Raw genomic sequence first — 22392 nt, 5'->3', positions numbered from 1 at the left:
CGCCCGATCACTCTGAGTCTAGAACCTTACGCGGCACCTGGGGGGCGCGGCGCCGGGCCAGCCAGTCCCTGAAGTACTCGTTGAGGCGCGTCAGGGTCTCGGCATACCACACCTCATCCTTGGTCACGGCGCGCTGGGCATTCAGCGGATGGGTGGGGATGTGCAGGCGCATGTCTCGGCCATTGTCCGGGTGGGTGGTGACCCGTACGGCGGCGGAGTGGCGGGCGGGACCATAGGGAATGCGCCGGGCCAGCTCGGCGAGGCGTTCGGTGTCGGTGGCGAAGCGGATGAAGCGCCGGGCCGCCTCAGGGTGGGGGCTGCCGCGGGGGATCACCCATGTCTCGTGCTCCTGGACCTGGCCATCCCAGAGGATCTCGATGGGCACCTCACGGTTGACCATCGCATCGAAGAAGCGTCCGTTGTAGCCCGAGGCCATCACCACCCTGCCCTCGGCGAGCAGGCGTGGCGGGGTGTCGCCGGCCTCCCACCAGTGCACTTCCTCGAGGCTCGCCAGCCGAGCCAGGGCCAGGCGCAGCCCTCGCGGCGTGCTGAGCAGGCGATAGAGCTCTTCCCGGGGAACCCCGTAGGAGAGCAGTGCCCATTCCAGGTTGACCGCCGGGGTGCGCTGCAGGGCACGCGGGCCGGGGAAGCGCTGCTGGTCGAACAGATCGCCGATCGCGGTGGGCCGCTGGCCGGGGAAGGCGTCGCGACGATAGGCGACCACGGTGGCGAAGATGCTGTGGGTGATGGCGCAGCGCCCGAAGGCGTCGTCCAGAAAGTCTGTCTCCGGCGGGGTACCATCCGGTGCCGGCGCCGGCAGCGACGGCGACAGCGGCTCGAGCAGGCCCTCCTCGCAGGCGGCCATGGCCTCGCTGCGGGTCATGTCGATCACATCCCAGGGCACCTCGTCGTCGGCCACGGCCTGGCGCAGTGCCGTCAGGCCGCCATCGTAGCGGGCCACCGCAACCGGTATGCCCGTGGTCGCCGTGAACGGGCGGAAGAGGGCCTCGCGCTGGGCCCGCTCGTAGGCGCCGCCCCAGCTCAGCACGGTCAGGGCATCGACATTGCCGTTGCCATCATCGCCGGCGACCGGGGGCGTGACGAGCGCCACGAGCCCCATGAGCAGCCAGCCGGCCCGTCGCCATCCTCGCTCAGCCATGACCATGCTCCTCCTGGCGCAGCTCATCGCTTTGCTGCAGATAGGCGCGGGCGATGCTGGCCTCGTAGACCACACCGACCAGATGGCCATTCGCGTCCACGGCGGGGATAGCCTCGCCGGTGAAGTCCCGCAGCAGGTCCATGGCCTCGAGGATCGAGGTCGTCGGGCGCACGACGGGACGCACCTCGAGGTCGATCGTTTCGACCGACGCCTGGTTGCCCTCGCGCTCCCGGGTGGCTTCCAGCGCCGCCAGAGTCACGCTGCCGCGGTAGCCACCCCGGGCATCCTGCAGGTGGGCCTCGCCGTGGCGGGCCCGGGTCAGCACGTGGATCGCCTCGCCCAGCGCCATCCGTGACGCCAGGATCACGCAGTCCCGGGAGAGGTGCGCGTGCGCCCGCGCCTCCTGGAGCAGCGCCTGGCTACGCCCGGCCGATAGATCCAGGCCGCGCTCGCGGAGCTGGATATCGAACAGCGACCGGCCGAACAGCTGGGCGGCAATGGGACTGGCCAGGGTCACGCTGGCCAGCGCGGCGGTGGTCAGGGTGTAGCTGCCGGTGAGCTCGAACACGATCAGCAGGCTGGTCAGCGGGGCGCCGATCACCGGGGCGGTCACCGCCACCATGCCGCACACCGCATAGAACACGAAGGTGTCCATCGGGGTGCCAACCACGGCGCCGACCACCTGGCCGCACAGCGCGCCGAACAGGGTACCGATGACCAGCGCCGGGCTGAATACGCCCCCACCGAAGCCCATGCCGATGCACAGCGCCGTGGCGGCGAGCTTGAGCAGTAGCACCAGCAGCAGCTCCCGGGTGCCGTAGGCGCCATCGATGGTGGCGAAGCGCAGGGTCTCCTGGCCCATGCCCAGGATATCCGGCACCCACAGTGCCACGAGCCCCAGCAGGGCGCCCGCCAGGGCCGGTCGCAGCCAGGGGAGAACGGGCAGCCGGGCAGCCTGGCGGGCGACGCCGAGGATCGCTCGGGTATAGGCCCCGGCGACCAGCGCCCCGAGCCCGCCGATGACCACGAACAGCGCGAACTCCCAGGGACGCGGCAGCACGGTATTGGTGACGTGGAACAGCGCTCCCCGGTCCAGTGCGACGATGGCGATCACGTGGCCGACGATGGCCGCCGCCGCGATCGGGGCGAAGGCCCGCAGGGCGTAGTGGCGCAGTACCACCTCGTGGGCGAAGACGATGCCCGCCAGCGGGGCGTTGAAGGCGGTGGCGATGGCCGCGGCGACCCCGCAGGCGATGGTGATGTTGTCCTCCGAGCGACCGAAGTGCAGCCGCCGGGCGACCTGGGAGCCCAGCGTCGCCCCCAGATGCACCAGCGGCCCGTACTGGCCCACCGAGGCACCGCTGCCCAGCGAAACCAAGGCGCTAAGCGCGGACAGGCTGCCGGCCCGGGCCGGCAGCCGGCCGCGGCGAGTCTGGACGGCGGCGATCACGTCGGCCGGCCCGTGGGGACGCCGCTCGGGGATGCCGCGATGCAGCAGGCCCGCGGCCAGGCCACCGATTGTTGGGACCGCCACGGTGGCCAGCGCCAGCAAGGTGCCATGGTCGAACATCATGCGGCTGCGCGGCGAGATTAGCAGCCACTCGTTAAGGGCCAGCACCGCGATGACGAAACCGGCGGCGAGCAGCGCGGCGACGCCCCCGATGACGGCCCCCAGCACCACCAGCCCCAGGAAGCGCACCATCATCCGCGTGCCGTGGAAAGGGGCCGAGGAGGTGTCCATGTCCTAGGTGTAGGTGCGTGACCTCGTCAGGGCAAGCCGGAGCACGCACGCCCACTGCGTGTCAGGGGGCCGGGAAACGGGCCAGCACCTCCGTCGTCTCGCCGCCGCGGCGGCGCGTCAGCGGCAGCAGGGTGCCGGGCGGTTGGCGACGGACCCGCTCGACCAGCTCACCGGGGCGATCCAGCGGCCGACCGGCCGCAGCCAGCAGCACGTCGCCCTTGGCGAGACCGGCCGCCTCGGCCACCGAGCCCGGGGTAACCGCTTCGATCCGCACGCCCTCCGGGTGAGGGCCGACCTGCACGCCGAGCCGGGGCGGCTCGGGCGGCGTGTGGCGCGCTTCATCGCCGAGCAGGAAGAAGGCATCGGCCAGGCCCCCGGGCGGGGCCTGGCAGTCGGGGCCCATCTCGCGGGGGAGCACCGCGCGCTGGGCGGCCACGCCCAGGCCGGCGAGCTGGTGGGGGACACCATGCCCGTAGCTGAGGTGGCGAAGCCCCATCAGACCCACCGCCAGCCTGCCGTCTTCGCTGGCCTCGGCCAGCGCGCTGGCCATGGCGCGGTCCCAGACCAGCTGGGCGGCGATGAAGCGCTCCAGGGCGGCGTGGCGCTCGTCACCCGGCGCTTCCGCGTGGCCAGCGTCGTTCTCCTGACCGGTATGACGATTGCGGTCACCTTCGCCATGGCGCTCGAAGTCCTCGGCGAGGGCCTGTCGGTAGGCCGGCGGCGGTGCGGTGGGGGGCGTGATGCCATGGCGCTCGCCGGCCGGCACCCGTTCCCAGCCGTCCCCCGCCAGGCGACCACGCAGCGCCGGCGTGACGTTGAGCGCCACCAGCGGGATGCGGTGCATGCGGGCGAAGTGCAGGATCGGCAGGTAGAGGGCCGGGTCGAGCCCCCAGGCCTTTTGCCAGCCACTGGCCTCGAGGAAGGCCGCCTCACCGAGCTCGCCGGCCACCCAGGCATCCAGCGCCGGTTGGGCTTCCCGGGGGAGCATCTCCAGGCCGATCACCAGCTCCGGGCGCAGCGCGTGCAGGCCGGCCAGGGTGTGCAACTGCCAGCGATGATGGGCGAGGCGGTCATGCTGCTCGCCCAGCAGCACGATGCGTTGGCCGGCAAGCTCCTCCATCAAGATGTCGGTGGCCACCGGCGTGCCGTCGCCGCGCTGCCACTGGCCCGGCATCGGGCAGCGTTCGGCGAGGGCAGTAAGCGGCAGGCCAAGGCTGATCAGCAGGGCTAGGCCGGAAGCGCGAAGGTAGGTCAGGGCACGAGGGCGTTGGGCAGGGGGCATGGCAAGGTCCTGGCCAGGGGCATCAGCGAAACTTCTTCGAGGCCGAGCGGACGGCATCGCTCAGGTCATGCCAGGCCCGTTCGGCCCCCTGGCGAACCTCCTCCCAGGCATCCTCGCTGGCATCACGCAGCTCGTGGAACTTCTGGCGGGCCTGCTCACGGCGCGCCTTCAGGTCATCGATCTGGCGTTGGTAGTCGATCTCCGAGTCGGCCTCGGCCTTGGCGGCGCGGGCCTTGAGGCGATCGATCTCGGCGTTGAGCTCGTCCAGCTGGGCCGCGAGCTTGCGTTCGTAGGCATCCCGTTGGCTCATGGGCCTCTCCTCGTGAAAAGGGGGTGGTCGTACCCTTGCACCGTAACCGGTGAGCGAGGGACTGCAAAGCCGGCATCCCTTATCACCATCCCATTTCGTAGCCCATAGTTGTCTTTCGTGATGCCGGGTAGCGGATGCGCTACCCTGCGCGGCGTCACCGTTTCCGAGCACACCCGATGTCATTATCCCACGCCGAGCATTTTCGCCGCCTGACGGTCCGGCTGGCCGAATGGCAGCCGCTGTGGCAGCCCCTGCCTTTCCGGCACTCCGAGTTTTCCTGGACAGGGTCGTGCCCCGGCCTGACCGAGGCCCTGCTGTCGCTGCCCGATGCCGAAGTGGCGCGCTTGCAGGACACGCCCTTCGAGGCCTCGCCGCTGGCCGCTTGGCTTCCGGTCGAGGCGCTGGCCCGCCTGGTCGAGCTGCCCGATCTCGGCGTCGCGTCGGGCGATCTACCCTCTGCCTGGGGGGAGGGGGTCGGGGCACGCAAGTGGCAGCAGATTGCGGCCTTTGCCCCGCAGGTGGCGACGAGGCAGGCCCTGGTGGAGTGGTGTGCCGGCAAAGGACACCTCGCCCGGGCGCTGAGCCGGCTGCAGGAGACACGGGTCACGGCCCTGGAGTGGCAGCCTGGGCTGTGCAGGGCCGGGCAGGCCCTGGCCGAGCAGCAGGGCCTGCCGGTGCGGCTGGTTAACCAGGACGTGCTGGACGACGAGGCCCGCCGCTGGTTGACACCTGCTACACAGGTGGCGGCATTGCATGCCTGCGGTGACCTTCACGGGCGGCTGCTGGAGCTGGCGGCTCAGAGCGGCGCCTCGCTCACTCTGGCGCCCTGCTGCTACCAGCGTACCGCTGCCGAGACCTATCGGCCGCTATCCCGTTTGGGACGCGAACTGTCGACGGCCTACCGGCTTTCCCTGACCCGCGAGGACCTGACGATGGCCGTCCAGGAGACGGTGACGGCACCGCGCGGGGTGCGTCGTCACCGAGAGTGGGCCAATGCCTGGCGGCTGGGTTTCGATCGGCTGCAGCGTCGCCTGCGGGGACGAAACACCTACCTGCCGGTACCGAGCCTGGCCTACGGCCGTCTGCCGGCGACCTTCGCCGACTTCTGTCGCTGGGCCGCCGAACAGAAAGGGCTCGTGCTACCGGAGGGAGTCGACTGGGCGACCCATGAACGGGCCGGCTGGCAGCGTCTGGCCGAGGTGTCACGCTTGGAACTCGTGCGGCACCTGTTTCGTCGCCCCCTCGAGGTGTGGCTGGTGCTGGATCGGGCCCTGCGGCTCGAGGAGGCGGGCTTCCGGGTGACCCTCGGGAGCTTTTGTGCCCGCGCGCTGACCCCGCGCAACCTACTGCTGAAGGCCTCCCGGCCAGCTTGAGCAACGCAGAACGGCCACAACCGCCAGGGGCATGGCCGTATCGAGCGTGCCGGACACCTCAGTGGTGGCGGCTGAACATCCCGTAGGGGTTCTGGGCCATCAGGCGGTCGAACTCATGACCGCTCATGTGGACCAGGGTCTCGTGGTCACCGGCATCGAAGTAGATGTCCGGCTGATGGCGCAGTTGCTCATCCAGATAGACCTTCAGGCCGTAGGCCTGGCCTACCGGCGTCGTGGCCCCTGGATCGCAGTCCTGAAACTGCTGCTGGATCTCGGCCTCGGAGGCCAGTTCCAGCTTCTCGTTGAACAGCTGCGAGAGCCGCTCCAGGTCGGTGTCGCAGGTGCTGGGCACGACGGCCAATCGATAGCCGGCGTCGCCGTGAAGCATGACCGCCTTGGCCATCTGGTTGCCACCGACATGCGCTAGCTGGGCGATGCGGCTGGTGCTGACTTCCCGTGGGTGGGGCACCTCCTCGAAGTCGATGTCGCAGGCGTGCAGGTACTCCTTGAGTGTCATCGGCATGGTCATGACAGGCCTCCCTCGGCCTCACGGGCCGACAGGTCGTGTGATGGGCCTCCCTTCGCAGATGTCGTCCTCCATGCTTTCAGCATAGACCCCGGTGACGCAGGCGGCATACGCCGCAGCGAGATGCCGCCTGGCCAAGAGCTAGGCGCCCTGCAGGGTGGCCATCAGGCGTCGTGCGCCGCCGTGGTCGCGATGTTCGCCGAGCCAGATGCCCTGCCAGGTGCCCAGCGCCAGGCGGCCGTCGCGGACGGCGAGGGTCAGCTGGGTGCCGAACAGGCTGGCGGCCACGTGGGCAGGCATGTCGTCCGGGCCCTCGAGAGTATGTCGGAAGTAGGGCAGGTCGCCGGGCACCTGGTCGCGCAGGAAGGCGTCCATGTCGTGGCGCACGTCCGGGTCGGCGTTCTCGTTGAGGGTCAGCGAGGCGGAAGTGTGCAGCAGCTGCAGGTGGAGCAGGCCGATGCGTAGTTCGGCCAGCCGCGGCAGGTGATCGCGAATCTCATCGGTGATCAGGTAAAAGCCCCGCGAGCGGGGCGACAGGCGTATTTCGTGTTGATCCCACATGGCGTAGCAAGCCTCCCTGTCAGGCATGTGCTCGAGGCTCAGCTTCTCTCGCTGGCTGTCTTGTCGCAATGGGGATTGTCGAAGATGAGGCTTGTCGAAAGCGTATGGCGGACAAGAGGCCCGGCGCACTGCTCGGGGATACCGACCGGCCACTCGCGGGGAGCGGCCGGTCGGGAGAGGCGGGGTTACTGGGTGGCATCTTCCTGCATCGTCTCGGCGCTTTCCTCCATCATCTTCTCCTGGTCCTCCATCATCTTGTCATCCGCCGACATGTCGTCATGTGCCTTGTCGTCCTTGTCCTTGTCCATGTACTGCGTGTCCGTGGCTTCCTGCTCCATGGCGTCCTGTTGCGACATGTCCTCTTCGTCGCCGTGAGACATCGCCAAAGCGGCGGTGGGTAACAGCAGACAGGCGCCGAACAGAATGGCCAGCAGGGGACGGGCTGGATGGTTCGATATGGACATCGTGCACCTCCGTTCATGGCTAGACCGCCGGCGACATGCCGGGGTGGCGATTCTCAGGCTAGTCCCTCCGCCGGGAGTGACAGCATGAATTCACTCAGTCCCTGGTGCCTGCGGTGTTCAAAGAAAATCCTCGAGCTCTTCGCGGCCCAGGTTGCCGCCGGTGATCACCACCACGATATCGCCTGCCGGCGGCAGGGCTACCGTGTCTTCCAGCAGGGCGGCCACGCCCACGGCGGCACCGGGCTCGGCGGCGAGCTTGGCCTGGTAGAGCAGGTGGCGCATGGCACGATGGATGGCGGCCTCGTCGACCGCAGCGAGGGCGTGGACGTGGGCTCGGCTCAGCGGATAGGTGTGCTCGCCGACCAGGGCGGCGGCCAGGCTCTTGGCGCAGGTCGTGACTCGCTCAAGCCGCACCGGGCCACCTCGGGACCAGGCGTGAGCCATGCTGGCCGCACCTGCCGGCTCCACGCCGATGAGGGTCAGCGACGGGCGCAGCGCGGCGACGGCCAGGCCGATGCCGCCGATCAGCCCGCCGCCGCCGATGGGACAGAGAATGACGGAGGCCTCGGGGGCCTGCTCGAGGATCTCCAGGCCCACCGTGCCCTGGCCGGCGATGATGCGCTCGTCGTCGTAGGGATGCACCAGGGTCAGGCCACGTTCCTCGACCAGACGATGCATCAACGCCCAGGCCTCGTTGATGTCGCCATGCAGGATCACCTCGGCGCCCAGCGCCCGGCTGCCGGCCACCTTGAAGGGACTGGCGTTCTCGGGCATTACGATGGTCACCGGGACTGCGGCGTCGCGGGCCGCCCAGGCCAGCCCCAGGGCGTGGTTGCCGGCGGAAACGGCCCCCAGCCCACCGGCCAGCTCCTCGGGGCGAGCCGTACGCAGCCAGTTCAGTGCCCCGCGCGGCTTGAAGGCGCCGGTGCGCTGGAAGAGCTCGCCCTTGAGCCACACCCGCCGCTCCAGCTGGTCGCTCAAGGCGTGGTCGAGCACCAGGGGCGTGGGAGAGAGGGTATCGGCGATGCGCGCCTGCGCCTGCTGCAGATGCTCCAGGGTGATCATGTCGCCTCCGCCGGTGGAGGTGGGCAGGAGCCGCCCAGCACCCGCCTGGCGGCCCGGTTTCTCCCCCAGTGTAATGCTCAAAGCCGACAGACGAAGTAGTCGTTCTGGATGTCGTGCTCCAACTGATGGACGCGGATATCACGGAAGCCGGCCGCTTCCAGGTAGGCCAGGGCGCGTTCACGTCCCCACATGGTACCCAGGCCCTCGCCGCCCTGGGCCAGCGAGACGGTCATGCAATGGCTCAGCGAATAGCGGGCGTAGGGTACGCCGCCGCCCTCGCGAAAGCAGTGCACTACGTCATCCTCCACGCTGCCCAGCAAGGGGATAAACTGGGCATAGATAGCCAGGTTGGCCGGGCCCTGATCGGTGAGCAGCGCGGCGTGTTCGTCGGGCAGCCAGTAGGTGGCGGTGGCGGAATCGGTTTCGATCACCTCGGCGGCCACCATGCCGCCGAGCCACTCGCGCACGTAGCGCTCCTGGAGGCCGGCGTGCTCGGCCAGGGCCTGGCTGGTGAGCGGCGCCTGGCCGGCCAGGGCGTTCAGCAGCCCGGTGCGGTGGCCGATCGAGGTCAGCAACAACAGGCCGCCGTGGTTGAGCGCCTGGCGCCGGGCCGCCACTCAGGCGGATCGCGACGCAAAGGGGGGATTTCTGCCATGAGCCTGCTTGTCGAACCTGCCAGCATGGCAGCCACCGTGGCGCTTCTGGCCGGACCGGATGCGACCGCCTCCACGCTGTATGGCATGTATGACCTGCTGGGCTCGGCCGGTCGCGACTGGGAGTTCTTGACCCACGGCCGGATGGGCGAGCCCCTGCTGAAGCCGCTGATCGTCTCCCGAGATGGCCATGGCTTCCGTGCCCTCAACGGAGCCTGGATCGAGCCCCATGCCGCCATGGCCGAGTGCCCGGCGCCGGCCGTGGTATGTATCCCCGATCTTTTCGTCGCGCCCGGTGCCAGTCTGGAGGGATACGCGGAGGAGATCGCCTGGCTGCGGGCCTGCCAGGCCCGAGGCGCCATGCTGGCCGCCGCCTGCACCGGGGCGCTGCTGCTCGCCGAGGCGGGTCTGTTGGAGAATCAGGACGCCACCACCCACTGGGCCTACTGCGATGCCCTGGCGCGTCGCTTCCCCCGGGTGCGTGTTCACGCCCATCGTAGCCTGGTGATAAGTGGCGAAGGAGAGCGGCTGATCATGGCCGGTGGCGGCACCTCCTGGGTTGATCTGGCGCTGTTTTTAGTGGCGCGGCTGGTGGGTGTCGACGAGGCCATGCGTCTGGCGCGTATCAACTTGATCGACTGGCATCAGGAGGGCCAGCAGCCCTACGCGGCCCTGACCTGCAACCGCCAGAGCGAGGATGCCTGTATCGTCAATTGCCAAGTGTGGGTCGCCCGGCACTACGACACCCCTTCACCGGTGGCCGGCATGGTCAGACTCAGCGGCCTTTCAGAGCGTTCCTTCAAGCGCCGCTTCAAGGCCGCCACCGGCATGACGCCCATGGAGTACGTACACACCCTGCGCCTCGAGGAAGCCAAGCAGATCCTGGAGAGCGGCGACGACCCCATCGACGAGGTCGCCGAGCAGGTCGGCTACGCCGACCCGAGCTTCTTCCGACGCCTGTTCAGTCGCCGGGTGGGCCTGACCCCCAGTCGGTATCGCCGGCGCTTTCGTACCATGCGGCTACGGCTACAGTGATAGAGGACGGTTAGCGGATATGCCAGTGACAGTTGAGCAAACCAGCCGCGCATCCTACGCATCGATGCGCAGCGTGATGCGCTAGTCAAGCGGCGATCGAGGCGGTACGCCAGCGGCATCGCCTGGGCACCCTCAAGTTGCGTGGGAGCATTCACATTGGCAACAGCCTAGAGACGGGTATCTCATTTTGGTCGTCGCAGGTTGCCGATGGGCGAGATGCCAAGCATGCGCAGCAGGCCATTGCGACAGGCCTTGAGCCACGGGTAGAGGTGGTCGGTGCGTTGTGGGCTGGCGAACAGGTGATACATTAGCCGGTTGAAGACGCCGCTGCGGGTGCTGAGCAGGGTGAGACGATGCAGGGCGTCGCCGCCGTGATACCAGCGATCGCCGATCTGTAGGGCGAATCCCTGGTCCAGGTCGATACCCTGCGCACTGAGTTCGCGACGCGCCTCGCTGTCCTGACGGGCATCGATCAGCTCGAGCTCACCGACCTCGCGGCGAATGCGCTGCCAGCGTACATAGCGCCGGCAAATGGGGCAGGCGCCATCGTAGACCAGGCGCAGTCGGCGGCCCGATGAGGGTGTGCCCTGATTCATAGGTGCGTCGCTCGTCGCGACGGAGTCTGCTGCGAGGGGGCGAGCGTCGCTCTCGGCAGCCTGATCGGCGTCGTCCAGGGGCTCGAGGCCGGCGATCTCCAGGCGGAAGGGCCCGGCGCGACGGTCGGCGATCAGTAGGCCGACCTGCTGGATGTCCTCTGGGTCGAGCGGTGGGGCATCTTCCAGCACACGGCCGCGAAACACCGGTTCAAACACTCCCCAGGGCAGGGCGATGCATTGCCATTCGCCCGCCGGTGGCTGGAAGACGGCGCGGTAAGCCGCCCCGTCGAATAGCTGGTGGGTGTGCAGGCGCAGTTGGTAACGCCGTCCATCGCCGCGCACCTCCACTTGCAGCCCCGCCCGGCCCGCCAGCCGGTAGTCCTGAGGCTCGCGGCGCACGGAGGCAAACCCACCGCCGTGGTCGAGCGACAGCTTCCCCGTAAAGACGCTGACTCCTGATTCGGCACGCATCTCGCTCTCGGAGACACCGTCCATGACATCGTCATTGATGGGACGCCAGCGTGTGCTTTCCTCAGGGTCCTGGAAATCGATCAGTCGTGGCATAAGGGGCTTCCGTTCGACGCGGTTGGCCCTTTCCAGCCTACGCAGGAGCGTCGGGCCTGGAAACCACGGGACACTACCCGACAGCAGCGCTTGAGGTACCGTCGTCAGCATTTGCCTTCCGGAGTGATCAGATTGCGCGTCAAACCTCGTACTTTGAGTGCGAGGAAGGAAGGAACCGCCGAGGTAGCGCGAGGCGCGTTAGCGCCTCTCTTTGACAGGCTAAATATAGCTCGACCTGGGGCTGACGCACCGTCTCATTACCAGCGACGGTGACAAGATCCCAAACCCGCGCGTCATCCGGCAGACCGAGCGCAAGCTGACCCGCGCCCAGCGGGCACTGTCGCGCAAGCAGCGCGGCTCCAACAACCGGGCCAAGGCCCGGCAGAAGGTGGCGCGCCTGCACACCAAGCGGGCCGACCAGCGCCGGGATGCCACCCACAAGCTCACCACGCAGCTCATTCACGAGAACCAAGTCATTGCTGCCGAGAGCTTGCAGGTCAAGAACCTGCTGCAGAACCGGTCACTGTCGAAGGCGATCAGCGACGTGGGCTGGCATCAGCTCACGTGCCAGCTCGCCTACAAGGCCGAGTGGTACGGTCGCGATTTCGTCCAGATCGACAAGGGGTATCCCAGCTCCAAGCGCTGTTTCCACTGCGGCTACATCGCCGACACGATGCCGCTCGACATCCGGCGCTGGGACTGCTCTGCCTGCGGCACTCGGGGCATCGACCGCGACATCAATGCGGCCCGCAACATCTTGAAGGCGGGCAAGGCGATCCTGGCGGGCGCCGACAAGCTCCGCCATCACGAGCAAACTACCGTGGGGCACACGGGAGGTTAAGCCTGTGGAGCCTGTGTAAGACTGGCGGTGCCATCACCAAGGGCGACGGGCGATGAAGCAGGAACCGGGAAGGCGACAACCCGGGAATCCTCTTCCGTCAGGGAGAGGAGGATTGTCAACTAGACTGGAAGCACCCACGGCACTCAGGGAGAACGACCATGCGGCTCCAAGGTTCCTGCCACTGCGGTGTGGTGCGTTTCAGTGTCGACTCGCCTCACCCCTATCCTTACCAGCGCTGCTACTGCTCCATCTGTCGCAAGACCGCCGGGGGCGGCGGCTACGCCATTAACCTCAGCGGGCGTGCCGAGACGCTCGAGATCGACGGTGCCGAGCACAAGGGCGTCTACCATGCTGTGATCGACGGCGAGGCGAGCCCCGGCGAGCGCCACTTCTGCCGCCACTGTGCCTCGGCGCTGTGGGTCTATGACCCGCGCTGGCCGGGGCTGGTCCACCCCTTCGCCTCAGCCATCGACAGCGACCTGCCGGTGCCGCCCGAGCGGGTTCACCTGCTGTTGGACAGCAAGGCCAGCTGGGTTGAGGTCGAGGCCCGGGAGAACGACAAGTGCTTCGCCGGCTATCCCGAGGAGAGCATCGCCGAGTGGCACCAGCGGTTGGGGCTGGAAGAGGGCGAAGACTGAGGCGATGGGCTGCTGCAGCCTCGATACTGTCGCAGTCATCTCGGTTCAATCTAGGAGGAACGGCGCTTTGGAGCGCGCGAGAGACCGTAACTTGAACCAATCCCGGATAATCAGCAAATCTCTTAATCACCTGCGAAGTCGCCAATGATGCTCGAGAGCGTGTTTGCCCAGATTGGAGTGATCCTCGGTCTCGCCGTGCTGGGGGGCGCACTGGCGCAGTTGCTGCGTCAGCCGCTGATCGTCGCCTTCATCGGCGTGGGCATCCTGCTCGGGCCGTCGGGCTTGAGCATGGTGGAGCAGCGAACCGAGATCGAGCTGTTCGCCCGGCTCGGCATCGCCCTGCTGTTGTTCGTGGTGGGGCTGAAGCTCGACCTGCACATCATTCGGACCGTGGGGCCGGTGGCCCTCGCGTCCGGCCTGGGGCAGGTGGTGTTCACCTCGGCACTGGGCTACCTCATCGCGCTGGGGCTTGGCATGTCGCCGGTGACCGCCCTCTACGTGGCCGTCGCCCTGACCTTTTCCAGTACCATCATCATCGTCAAGCTGCTGTCCGACAAGCGGGAGGTGGACTCCCTGCATGGGCGCATCGCAGTGGGTTTTTTGATCGTGCAGGACATCGTGGTGGTCCTGGTCATGATTGGCCTGACCGCCTACGGCCAGGCCGATGGTGACGTCAACATGGGCTGGGAAGCCCTGAAGGTCTTGCTGACGGGCGCTGCCATGCTAGCGGGACTGGCCTTGTTGATGCGCTATGTCTTGCCAAGGCTGCTGCATCGGCTGGCCCATTCTTCGGAACTCCTGATGCTCTTCGCCATCGCCTGGGCAGTCATCGGCGCCACGGCGGGGGAGGCCCTCGGGTTCAGCAAGGAGGTGGGGGCCTTTCTCGCCGGGGTATCCATCGCCTCGACCCCCTATCGTGAACAGGTGGCCTCGCGCCTGGTGAGCCTGCGCGATTTCCTGCTGCTGTTCTTCTTCATCGAGCTGGGGGCGACCCTGAACCTCGGCACCCTCGGGGCACAACTCGGTTCCTCGGCGGTCCTCTCCCTCTTCGTGCTGGTCGGCAATCCGCTGATCGTCATGGCGATTATGGGCTACATGGGCTACCGCAAGCGCACGGGCTTCCTCGCCGGCCTCACGGTGGCCCAGATCAGCGAATTCTCGCTGATCCTGGCGGCCATGGGCCTGACCCTGGGACACCTGCAACAGGAGACGGTGGGGCTGATCACCCTCGTCGGCCTGATCACCATCAGCGTGTCCACCTACATGATTCTCTACTCGCACGTCATCTACGAGCGCCTGGCGCCGCGACTGTCGCTCTTCGAGCGCCAGGTGCCGCACCGGGAACTCGATAGCCTGGTGGGGGCCAACAATGAAGTGGATGTCCTGCTGATCGGGCTGGGGCGCTACGGGGCGGCCCTCGCGGCAGACCTCCGGGAACGGGGCTGTCGTCTCCTGGCGGTGGATTTCGATCCTACCACCGTCCAGCAACATGCACGCGACCGCTACCGGGTGTGCTACGGGGATGCGGAAGATCCGGAGTTCCTGGCGACCCTGCCGTTGCACCAGGCTCGCTGGGTCGTCAGCACCCTCCGGGATCGCGCCGTCAATCGCATGCTCCTGCATGGCCTTCGTCAGCAAGGGTTCACGGGAAAAGTCGCGATCGCCGTCTCACATCAGCGGGATGCCCGACGCTTCGAGCAAGACGGCGTGGACCTGGTGCTGGTGCCCTATGCAGACGCCGCAAGGGAAGCAGCCATCCGGGTAATGGCCCCCCAATCATCAGTCGAACCTCGGGAAGGGGAGAGCGCATGAAACGTTTCAGGAATATCCTCTATGTCATCGAGCCCTCCGTCCCCCAGGAGGCGGGGCTCGCCCGAGCGGTATCCCTGGCGGAGAACAACCAGGCGATGCTGACCCTCATCGATGTCCTCCCCGAGGAAATGCTGGATCTCTCGCTGGCGCCTCGAGGTCCATCATCCGTCGAGGTCAGGCAAGCGGTGATCGCCGAGCGCCGCACCTGGATCGAATCGCTGATTCTGCCCCACGCCGACCGGATCACCTGCCATACCGAGGTGCTGACCGGTATCAAATTCATCGAGGTCATTCGAGCCGTGCTGCGCGATGACCATGATCTGGTGATCAAGACGGCGGAAAACCCGGAATGGAGCCGATTGCTGTTCGGCAGCGATGACATGCACCTGATGCGCAAGTGCCCCTGTCCGGTGTGGCTGATGAAACCGGAGGAAAAGCCCAACTACCGGCGCATCGTCGCGGCCGTCGATTTCGACGTCCACCGCGCCGTGCCCGGAGAACAGGCGCTCAACGACAGCATCCTGGATATCGCCAGCTCCCTGGCGCTGTCCGACTTCGCTGAGCTGCATCTCGTGCATGCCTGGGATGCGCCGGAAGCCGGCTTCGTGGGCCTCTGGGCCAATGATCCCGACACGACGGAGCGACACATCGTCGAGGGCGAGCATTCCCGTCACCAGGTCGGGATGGACAGGCTGACGCATCACCTTCGCGAGCGCATCGGGCCGGACGCCTATGACTACCTGTCCCCCCGGGTACACCTGACCATGGGGGGAGCGAAGAAGAAGCTTCCTGAACTGGTCGGTAAGCTGAAGGCCGACCTGGTGGTGATGGGCACGGTGGCGAGGACCGGGATCCCCGGCTTCATCATCGGCAACACGGCCGAGGCGGTGCTCTATCAATTGCAGTGTTCGGTGCTGGCGCTGAAGCCGCCGGGATTCGTCTCGCCCGTCACCCTGGAGTGAGCCGGGCGTTTTCCCGCGGTGGCCGGGGAAAGGCCATCCAACCCACTGGCCAAGCTCACTTGGCCTCGTCGAGCGGCGTGACCCGCTCGAGCGTCAGCCGGCGCCCCGTGTCGCGCGAGAAGCGGAAACGCCCCTCCACCCGCACGGCCTCACCCAGGTAAGGGGCGATTGCCTCGTGGGGAAAGATCTCGACCCGGTGCAGGTCCTCGTCTTCGATCCAGTAGTGCAACGGCGCCTCGAAATGGCGCACAACCCCCTGGGTCGCCACCCGGTTACCGTCGTGGGCCTCGGGATGGTTGGCCAGCACCGGCAAGGGGACCTCGGAGAGGTTATCCCCACCGCTGCAGCCCAGCAGCAACAGGGTTACCACCCCAAGGCACCACCACTGGCCGGCCCGCGCTCGACGCTGTGGTTCACTCATCCAGCGTCTCGCCCGAGCCCCCCCATCTCCGCCGGCACGTCCCGCATCTTGGGCAGACCGTCGCGCAGCGGCAGCACGGACTCCTGATAGTGAACGTGCAGCGCCGGCACGAAGGGGTAGTCGGGGATGATCGCGGCATAGACGTCGATCAGCCCCATCTCGGGGTGCTCGGTCATCACATGGCCACCGCAGGTCTTGCACCATTGGCGCCGACTGCCCGTGGTCTTGCTGTAACTGGCCAGGTTGTCGGCACCCCGGGTGACCTGCACGGCCTTCGGCTTCCACAGGGTGAACGCATTCACCGGCCCGGCCGACCAGTGCCGGCAGGATGCGCAGTGGCAATAGCCCATGCCGGCCGGCTCGCCGGTCACCGTCACCTGCACGGCCCCGCAGAAACAGCTGCCCTGATAGCTCTTCTCGTTGCTCATGGCCCACCTCTCAAAGATACTTCAGCGCCTCGTCGATTGATCCTAATCAGTGTAGCCACCCGACGGCGCTCAGCGATGCAGCCAGCAGGCCGAGCGATGGTCGCGGCGTGGTTCGAAGTCGGGGGGATCCTCGACGTCGCACAGCCCGGCCATGAAGTGCGGGCAGCGCGGGTGGAAGCGGCAGGACGCCGGCGGATGCAGCAGGCTCGGGGGCTCGCCGGCGGGCACCTCGCGCAGCCGGGTGGCGTTGGCGGCGTCGGGGATGGCGGCGAGCAGCGCCTGGGTGTAGGGGTGCTGCGGGTGATCGAGCAGGTCGTCCACCGGCGCGCTTTCGACCACGCGCCCGGCGTACATCACGAAGATGCGCTCGGCGTAGTGGCGCACCGTGGAGGAAGAGGCCCGGGCCCACGGCTACCACCGCTTCTACCTCTACACGCCGAATCAGCAGGCGCTCTACCGGCGCCTGGGCTGGAAGGACCTGGAGGATTGCCACTACCGCGGCGAGGCGGTGACCATCATGCGCCGCGACCTCACGCCGCCGCGCTGAGGTCAGCCCGGATCGTGTCCCTAGAAGTGCCCTTTCGGCACATGGCCAAAGTGAGCTTTGCACCCGAGGCGCCGATTCCATAGTCTTGGGGCTAAGGCCGCAGAAGATGGCCACAAGGGACTCGCAGAGACTACCGAAGGAGATGGCTGGAGCGCCGCCGCATCATGCAGGTGGGGCAGGCGGTAGCGTGCCCGACGTCCCTGATGGTCCTTTATCCCAAGGGACTGCGCACGCCGGCAAAGCCCTTGCCCAGCACATGGGTGTAGATCTGGGTGGTTTCCACGCTCTTGTGCCCGAGTAATTCCTGAACCGTGCGGATATCCGTGCCCTGGTTCAGCAGCTGAGTGGCGAAGCTGTGTCGCAGGGTGTGGCAGGAGCCGGGACGGGTAAGTGAAGCGGCCCGCATGGCGTGCCTAACGGCTCTCTGCACCGCCGATGGATGGATATGATGCAGCACCACCTTGCCAGTATCATCGAAACAGGGGCGGCTGGCGGGGAAGAGCCATTGCCAGGCGAGGGAAACTCCCGCATTGGGGTACTTGCGGTCGAGGGCGTGGGGCAGCGTCACGGGCACGCCTCCATGTTGCAGGCGATCATCAAGCCGATGGTTGGCCACGGTGATGCTCTGCCGCAAGGAGGGAATGCTGATCGCTGGGAGCAGTGTGGTTCTATCCTTGTCGCCTTTGCCAGCTCTCACCGTTACAACCTGGCGTTCGAAGTCGATATCGCGAACACGTAGCCGGCAGGTCTCGATGAGTCGCAGCCCCGAGCCATACATCAAGGTGGCCATCAGGTGCATGGGGCTAGCCAGATGGCTCAGCACTCGCATGATATCCTCGTGAGAAAGCACCACCGGAAGCCGGCGAGGGCGCTTGGCGCGCGAGAACTCCCCGATATCCCCTAAAGGCTGATCAAGAATATGCCGATAGAGAAACACGAGAGCGTTCAACGCCTGGTTCTGCGTGGCCGCCGCCACCCGGCGTTCCACCGCCAAATGCTCCAGAAAGGCACGTACCTCTGTGCCACCCATGACGGCAGGGTGTCGGACACCATGGAAGCGAATGAAGTAGCGAATCCAGTAGCAGTAGGTCTTTTCGGTGCGTGGGCTGTAGCGCTTCACTCGCATGGTGGCCTTCACTCGGTCCATCAGCTTCGGCGGTCTGCTGTGCGAATCCATATGGCGGCCCTCGATGCATGGATATGCATACAGTATTATTGGGCCTGGCAAAACGCGCAAGCGCGCGAATCCTGCATAGGTGGCCGAATCATGATTCAGGCTCCGTAAGATCAAAGAGTTAGCTAGAAAAATTCGCGATTGATAAGATTGTTGAACGAGCACGCGCGTTCAAGTCAATCAACGAGCACGCTGTCTAATACCTGTTGCAGACTGTAACCCGGTGGGCGTACGGATGAATAGACAATGGGGAAATATTCGAAGATAAGACAGAAGATCCTATCGGGAAGCTCAGACACGAATGTTGAGTTTTCACTCCTGTGCCAGCTTCTGGTTCGACTTGGATTCGAAGAACGAGTCAGAGGCAGTCACCATATATTCACGCGGGATGGGGTGGCAGAGATAGTGAACCTGCAGCCAAAAGGGAGCAAAGCCAAGCCTTATCAGGTCAAACAGGTTAGGAACATCCTGGTCAAGTACCGGTTGGGAGAGACTGATGTCGATTAAGTATGAGTTGATTATCTACTGGAGCGATGAAGACCAATCCTTCGTCGTCGAGGTCCCGGAGCTCGCGGGTTGTATGGCTGACGGAGAAACTTACGAACAGGCCGTAGCAAATGCTCAGCAAGTCATTAAGGAGTGGATCGAGATTGCACGAGAACTTGGTCGGCCGATCCCGGAGCCGCGAGGCCGACTGCTGTATGCATAACAAGGCCATACAGCCGACGCTCGTACCTCGCGTGGCTGATGGCCGGCGTTGGGCAGACCGATCTCGTCAAGCGGTAGTACTCAGTCGTTCGCAGCTGGGACAGTTGTTTCCAATTGAGCTGCGGTCTTACAGACCTGAGGCAATAGTTTGCTGGTCACATCTGGCCTGGAAGAGGCCGAGGCTGTGTGAAAACCCAAAAATCCGTTGCCTGTTCCCGCATCCGGCTGTCAGGCCACGCCCAGCGACCAACGCGACGTCTCAAAGCACTTCCGTCATCGTCACATACGAGGTTATTCAAAATCGCGCGCCCCGAGAAATCTTTCCTGGAGAGCATCATAGGGCGCTACAGGCGCTACAGGCGCTACAGAGAGCGGCAGGCACACTATGCCCGCATCGCCTGAATCAACCCCTTGGTGCCGAGGATCTTCATGACGCGTTTCATATTGTAGGCCAGCACGTGAAGGCTCATTTCCGTGCTGACGTTCTTGAGGCTCTTGGTCAGGAAATGCGTCGCTCCCATCCAGGCCTTCAGTGTGCCGAACGGGTGCTCGACTGTCTGGCGTCTGAGACGCATCATTTCCGGTTTCTGGTCCAGCCTAGACTGTACCGCCTCAAGCACATCCTCATGCTCCCAGCGTTTGATACGCCGGTGTTTACCAGTGGTACATTGCCCTTTCATCGTGCAGGTCGGGCAGGCTGAACTCCAGTAACAATGCAGCGTCTGACCCTTTTCGACGCTCTTGAAACGCCAGATCAGTCGCTCTCCTGCAGGGCAGCGGTATTCGTTGCTTTAGGGGATGAAGAGAAATGTCTCTCTGGGAAACATTCCCTTGGCCTGGCTCGGTGAGGTCTTCGGTTTGGGGAGATAGGTGGTGATACCAGCCTTGTGGCACTCGAGAATCTCTTCTCCCTTAAAGTAACCGCGATCAGCCACGACGGTGAGATCTTTGATGCCGCTGGCATCACGCGCCTGATTGGCCATCCTGGAAAGTTGACTGCGGTCACTACCAACGTTGGTGACCTCATGGGCGATGATCAAGTGATGCCGGTTATCCACAGCTGTCTGTACGTTGTACCCCACTACCCCGGTGCCTCGCGCCGTCATGGAGCGGGAATCAGGATCTGTCAACGAGACTTGCTGGTCAGGTGCCTGGGTTCTTTGTATTTCAATGAATTGCAGTTGCTGCACTTCCTCGATGAGGGCGGCGATCTTTTCCTTCAGCTGTGCTGTCTGCGCCTCTGTATCAGCGGGGTCGCCTTGGTCGGCTGAATCGAGTTGGCGTAGGTAACGCTCGATGCTTTTATCGATTTCCTCTGCACGCCGCTTCATCTTGGCAAACGTATAGTTGCGGTCTCGGTTGTTAACCGCCTTGAACTTGCTCCCGTCAATGGCAACGATCGCTTGTGAGAAGAGCCCCAAGCGCCGGCATAGTACGACAAAGTCTCGGCAGGTGGCGCGGATCGCCTTGCCGTTGTGCTTTCGAAAGTCGGCAATCGTCTTGAAGTCCGGCGCCAGGCGCTCTGTCAGCCACATCAGCTCGACATTGCGCTGCGCCTCGCGCTCCAGGCGGCGGCTGGATTGGACACGATTGAGGTATCCGTAGAGATAGATTTTCAGGAGTACAGCGGGGTGATAGGCGGGTCGGCCGGTGGCCTGAGGATCGACTCCCTTGAAGCCGAGTTGTCTGAGGTCGAGAGCCTCGACAAAAGCCTCGATGGCTCGGACCGGGTTGTCCTCCGAGACAAAATCATCAAGAAGCTCAGGGAACAACGTGGCTTGAGACCGGGACTCACCTGCAACGAAGCGCTTCATCGGCACCTCCACGAGCTGTCACGGGTAGAGTATAGCGTGAGCTACGTTTTCACACAGCCTCGGCCAAAGGAAGGGCACCCATCCTTGCTACCAACAGGTGGTCGAGCACTTGGTGGAATTTTTGCCGAGAACCCAGTGATCCGCCAGGAACTTCGCGGGATATTTTATGAGCGATAGAGGAGCGGCTTGCATTATCGGCGCTGGCGTAGCCGGTCTGGTCAGTGCCAAAGTGCTCAAGCAGGATGGATTTCGCGTCACCATTTTCGAAAAGGAGACAACCCTGGGCGGGGTCTGGGCTCGCTCGCGAGCCTATCCGGGTTTAGGCACTAACAATCCGCGCGAAACCTATGTGTTTTCCGATTTCCCCTACCCGAAGGGCACGGCGGAGTTTCCATCGGCGCAGGAAGTCCGTGACTACCTGGAAGCCTACGTTGACCGGTTCCAGCTCCGTTCGGATCTCTGTCTGGCGACCGAAGTACTCTCGGTATCGCGCCGCGACTTGGATGAAGATTCGCGAGGCCGATTCCGTGTCGAGGCGTGCCGGGTTGGAGGCAGCACAAACCCGGAAGGGCATCATTTCGATTTCGTTGTGGTCTGCAATGGTGTCCTGTCCTGGCCGTATATTCCCAGTTTTCCCGGATCGGAGCGGTTTTCCGGGTCAATCATCCACTCCAGCCAGACTCCGGATCGAGAGGCGCTAAAGGATCAAAGAGTTGTGGTCATAGGCGCTGGGAAGTCCGCAATGGATTGCGCCGCTGTCGCGGCACACAATGCGCTCTCCTGCACATTGGTGTTCCGTCGACCCTACTGGATGCTGCCGAGATATCTGTCCGGAAAGCGCATTGACAGGCGGATTTTCAATCGTGTCACCGAAATCCTCACTTTCCCTGCTTTTCATACGTTGTCACGCCCTGAGCGCGTATTTCGCTGGATTGGCAGGCCACTCGCGCCAGTCCTTTGGTTATTCTGGCGGCTGCAGTGCCGGGTAGTGGCCCGCGAGGCGGGGATATCGGCGGAGATGGTGCCGGACGCACCGATCCATCGTTACATCTATCATCAGGGCATCGGTACAGAGCTGTACGAATGTGTGCAGCAGGGGCTCGTCTCCATCCGCCGGGCGGGTGTCGACGCATTCGTGGACAGCGAAACCTTGCGCCTGGACACCGGGGAGGAAATTGCCGGCGACACGGTCATCTGCGCGACGGGATGGCGGCGCGATGTGAAGTTTCTGGAACCTGAGCTGCAGCGTGAGGTGTGCCCGACGGGCCATTTTCGACTGTACCGCCATATTTTACCGCCGGGCGAGCCCTGTATGGGCTTCATCGGTTATGCCAGTTCTGGCAACGCACCGCTTACATCAGAGATCAGTGCCCATTGGCTCTCACAGTATTTCCAAGGGCAATTGGAATTGCCGAATCGGAACGAGATGGACAGGGACATCGACCGCGTACTGGAGTGGACCGCAAAGGTGTTTCCGGATCAACCGGAAGCCCATTTCATCGGCGGATATATCGCTCACTATACGGACTGGCTCCTCCGGGACATGGGGCTCAGGACGCACCGCGCCGAAAGTGTATTCAGTGAATATCTCGGGCCGTTCTGGGCGGAGAGGTATCGTAATATTGCCGAGGAGCGTCGTAACAAGGGTCCTGGGCAGAACAAGACATGAAAGTGCCCCGCACCACGCAATGAAAGACCAGGATGTGTATGGACGCCTT

General features: G+C 65.1%; 24 protein-coding genes and 1 pseudogene. 10 read left to right on the top strand and 15 right to left on the bottom strand.

The window, feature by feature from the left end:
- Positions 1–7: 7 nt before the first annotated feature.
- The 4 genes from FHR94_RS11140 to FHR94_RS11125 form a co-directional block, all read right to left on the bottom strand.
- Entirely contained in the window at positions 8–1159 is a 1152-nt protein-coding gene (locus FHR94_RS11140) for an extracellular solute-binding protein (RefSeq protein ID WP_221188458.1), read from the bottom strand.
- A complete protein-coding gene (locus tag FHR94_RS11135; RefSeq protein WP_246389928.1) occupies positions 1152–2864 on the bottom strand; it encodes a chloride channel protein in 1713 nt (570 codons plus the stop codon). Before FHR94_RS11135 ends, FHR94_RS11140 begins: the two co-directional genes overlap by 8 nt.
- A 97-nt stretch (positions 2865–2961) precedes the next feature.
- Positions 2962–4182: a ChaN family lipoprotein gene (locus FHR94_RS11130; protein ID WP_183325795.1), complete on the bottom strand. Its 1221-nt coding sequence runs from the start codon at positions 4180–4182 to the stop codon at positions 2962–2964.
- 22 nt (positions 4183–4204) lie between these two features.
- Complete coding sequence (locus FHR94_RS11125) at positions 4205–4492, bottom strand: sll1863 family stress response protein (protein ID WP_183325794.1); 288 nt, start codon at positions 4490–4492, stop codon at positions 4205–4207.
- A 176-nt stretch (positions 4493–4668) separates the two neighbouring features.
- On the opposite strand from FHR94_RS11125, the gene FHR94_RS11120 reads away from it, so the two are divergent.
- Positions 4669–5865 (top strand): methyltransferase, encoded by a 1197-nt coding sequence (locus tag FHR94_RS11120; RefSeq protein WP_183325793.1) that lies wholly within the window; start codon positions 4669–4671, stop codon positions 5863–5865.
- Positions 5866–5923: 58 nt separating this feature from the next.
- Here FHR94_RS11120 and FHR94_RS11115 read toward each other — a convergent pair whose 3' ends face one another.
- From FHR94_RS11115 to FHR94_RS11095, 5 genes are all read right to left on the bottom strand, one after another.
- Positions 5924–6394 carry an aminoacyl-tRNA deacylase gene (locus FHR94_RS11115; RefSeq protein WP_183325792.1) on the bottom strand — a complete coding sequence of 157 codons (471 nt, stop codon included), beginning with the start codon at positions 6392–6394 and terminating at the stop codon, positions 5924–5926.
- A 138-nt stretch (positions 6395–6532) separates the two neighbouring features.
- Positions 6533–6952 carry a secondary thiamine-phosphate synthase enzyme YjbQ gene (locus tag FHR94_RS11110; RefSeq protein ID WP_183325791.1) on the bottom strand — a complete coding sequence of 140 codons (420 nt, stop codon included), beginning with the start codon at positions 6950–6952 and terminating at the stop codon, positions 6533–6535.
- Positions 6953–7137: 185 nt separating this feature from the next.
- Complete coding sequence (locus FHR94_RS11105) at positions 7138–7416, bottom strand: hypothetical protein (RefSeq protein WP_183325790.1); 279 nt, start codon at positions 7414–7416, stop codon at positions 7138–7140.
- Positions 7417–7533: 117 nt separating this feature from the next.
- Positions 7534–8481 carry a threonine ammonia-lyase gene (locus tag FHR94_RS11100; RefSeq protein WP_183325789.1) on the bottom strand — a complete coding sequence of 316 codons (948 nt, stop codon included), beginning with the start codon at positions 8479–8481 and terminating at the stop codon, positions 7534–7536.
- Positions 8482–8558: 77 nt separating this feature from the next.
- Entirely contained in the window at positions 8559–9098 is a 540-nt protein-coding gene (locus tag FHR94_RS11095) for a hypothetical protein (RefSeq protein ID WP_183325788.1), read from the bottom strand.
- Between the two features lie 36 nt (positions 9099–9134).
- On the opposite strand from FHR94_RS11095, the gene FHR94_RS11090 reads away from it, so the two are divergent.
- Positions 9135–10169, top strand: a complete 1035-nt coding sequence (locus FHR94_RS11090; RefSeq protein WP_183325787.1) for a GlxA family transcriptional regulator — start codon at positions 9135–9137, stop codon at positions 10167–10169.
- Between the two features lie 182 nt (positions 10170–10351).
- On the opposite strand, the gene FHR94_RS19675 is transcribed toward FHR94_RS11090, so the two are convergent.
- The gene (locus FHR94_RS19675) at positions 10352–11329 is read right to left on the bottom strand and encodes a CIA30 family protein (RefSeq protein ID WP_246389926.1); all 978 of its coding nucleotides are present in this window, start codon (positions 11327–11329) and stop codon (positions 10352–10354) included.
- A gap of 235 nt (positions 11330–11564) precedes the next feature.
- On the opposite strand from FHR94_RS19675, the gene FHR94_RS11075 reads away from it, so the two are divergent.
- From FHR94_RS11075 to FHR94_RS11060, 4 genes are all read left to right on the top strand, one after another.
- On the top strand, positions 11565–12170 hold the full coding sequence (locus FHR94_RS11075) for an RNA-guided endonuclease TnpB family protein (protein ID WP_343064668.1): 606 nt from the start codon (positions 11565–11567) through the stop codon (positions 12168–12170).
- A 158-nt stretch (positions 12171–12328) separates the two neighbouring features.
- Complete coding sequence (locus FHR94_RS11070; protein ID WP_183325786.1) at positions 12329–12808, top strand: GFA family protein; 480 nt, start codon at positions 12329–12331, stop codon at positions 12806–12808.
- A 144-nt stretch (positions 12809–12952) separates the two neighbouring features.
- Positions 12953–14620 carry a cation:proton antiporter gene (locus tag FHR94_RS11065; protein WP_246389924.1) on the top strand — a complete coding sequence of 556 codons (1668 nt, stop codon included), beginning with the start codon at positions 12953–12955 and terminating at the stop codon, positions 14618–14620.
- Positions 14617–15582: a universal stress protein gene (locus FHR94_RS11060; protein ID WP_183325785.1), complete on the top strand. Its 966-nt coding sequence runs from the start codon at positions 14617–14619 to the stop codon at positions 15580–15582. Before FHR94_RS11065 ends, FHR94_RS11060 begins: the two co-directional genes overlap by 4 nt.
- Before the next feature lie 55 nt (positions 15583–15637).
- Here the strand turns inward: FHR94_RS11060 and FHR94_RS11055 are convergent, their stop codons facing one another.
- The 3 genes from FHR94_RS11055 to FHR94_RS11045 form a co-directional block, all read right to left on the bottom strand.
- On the bottom strand, positions 15638–16003 hold the full coding sequence (locus FHR94_RS11055; RefSeq protein WP_183325784.1) for a single stranded DNA-binding domain-containing protein: 366 nt from the start codon (positions 16001–16003) through the stop codon (positions 15638–15640).
- Positions 16000–16431 carry a GFA family protein gene (locus tag FHR94_RS11050; protein WP_183325783.1) on the bottom strand — a complete coding sequence of 144 codons (432 nt, stop codon included), beginning with the start codon at positions 16429–16431 and terminating at the stop codon, positions 16000–16002. Before FHR94_RS11050 ends, FHR94_RS11055 begins: the two co-directional genes overlap by 4 nt.
- Positions 16432–16500: 69 nt before the next feature.
- On the bottom strand, positions 16501–16815 hold the full coding sequence (locus FHR94_RS11045; RefSeq protein WP_221188457.1) for an oligopeptide/dipeptide ABC transporter ATP-binding protein: 315 nt from the start codon (positions 16813–16815) through the stop codon (positions 16501–16503).
- Between the two features lies 1 nt (position 16816).
- Here FHR94_RS11045 and FHR94_RS11040 point away from each other — a divergent pair, with 1 nt between their 5' ends.
- On the top strand, positions 16817–16978 hold the full coding sequence (locus FHR94_RS11040; protein ID WP_246389922.1) for a GNAT family N-acetyltransferase: 162 nt from the start codon (positions 16817–16819) through the stop codon (positions 16976–16978).
- A 211-nt stretch (positions 16979–17189) separates the two neighbouring features.
- Here the strand turns inward: FHR94_RS11040 and FHR94_RS11035 are convergent, their stop codons facing one another.
- A complete protein-coding gene (locus FHR94_RS11035) occupies positions 17190–18155 on the bottom strand; it encodes an integron integrase (RefSeq protein WP_183325782.1) in 966 nt (321 codons plus the stop codon).
- Positions 18156–18398: 243 nt separating this feature from the next.
- Between FHR94_RS11035 and FHR94_RS20085 the strand changes: the two genes are divergently transcribed.
- Complete coding sequence (locus FHR94_RS20085) at positions 18399–18659, top strand: type II toxin-antitoxin system HicA family toxin (RefSeq protein ID WP_183325781.1); 261 nt, start codon at positions 18399–18401, stop codon at positions 18657–18659.
- Complete coding sequence (locus FHR94_RS11025) at positions 18649–18861, top strand: type II toxin-antitoxin system HicB family antitoxin (RefSeq protein ID WP_183325780.1); 213 nt, start codon at positions 18649–18651, stop codon at positions 18859–18861. Before FHR94_RS20085 ends, FHR94_RS11025 begins: the two co-directional genes overlap by 11 nt.
- A gap of 382 nt (positions 18862–19243) precedes the next feature.
- Here the strand turns inward: FHR94_RS11025 and FHR94_RS11020 are convergent.
- Positions 19244–20674, bottom strand: a pseudogene (locus FHR94_RS11020) (IS1182 family transposase).
- 166 nt (positions 20675–20840) lie between these two features.
- On the opposite strand from FHR94_RS11020, the gene FHR94_RS11015 reads away from it, so the two are divergent.
- Entirely contained in the window at positions 20841–22343 is a 1503-nt protein-coding gene (locus tag FHR94_RS11015) for a flavin-containing monooxygenase (protein WP_183325779.1), read from the top strand.
- Positions 22344–22392: the final 49 nt, after the last annotated feature.

Source organism: Halomonas cerina (genome assembly GCF_014192215.1).
Lineage (GTDB): Bacteria > Pseudomonadota > Gammaproteobacteria > Pseudomonadales > Halomonadaceae > Halomonas > Halomonas cerina.
The sequence above is the reverse complement of the archived record's forward strand: the minus strand, read 5'-3'. Positions and strand labels throughout refer to the sequence as shown.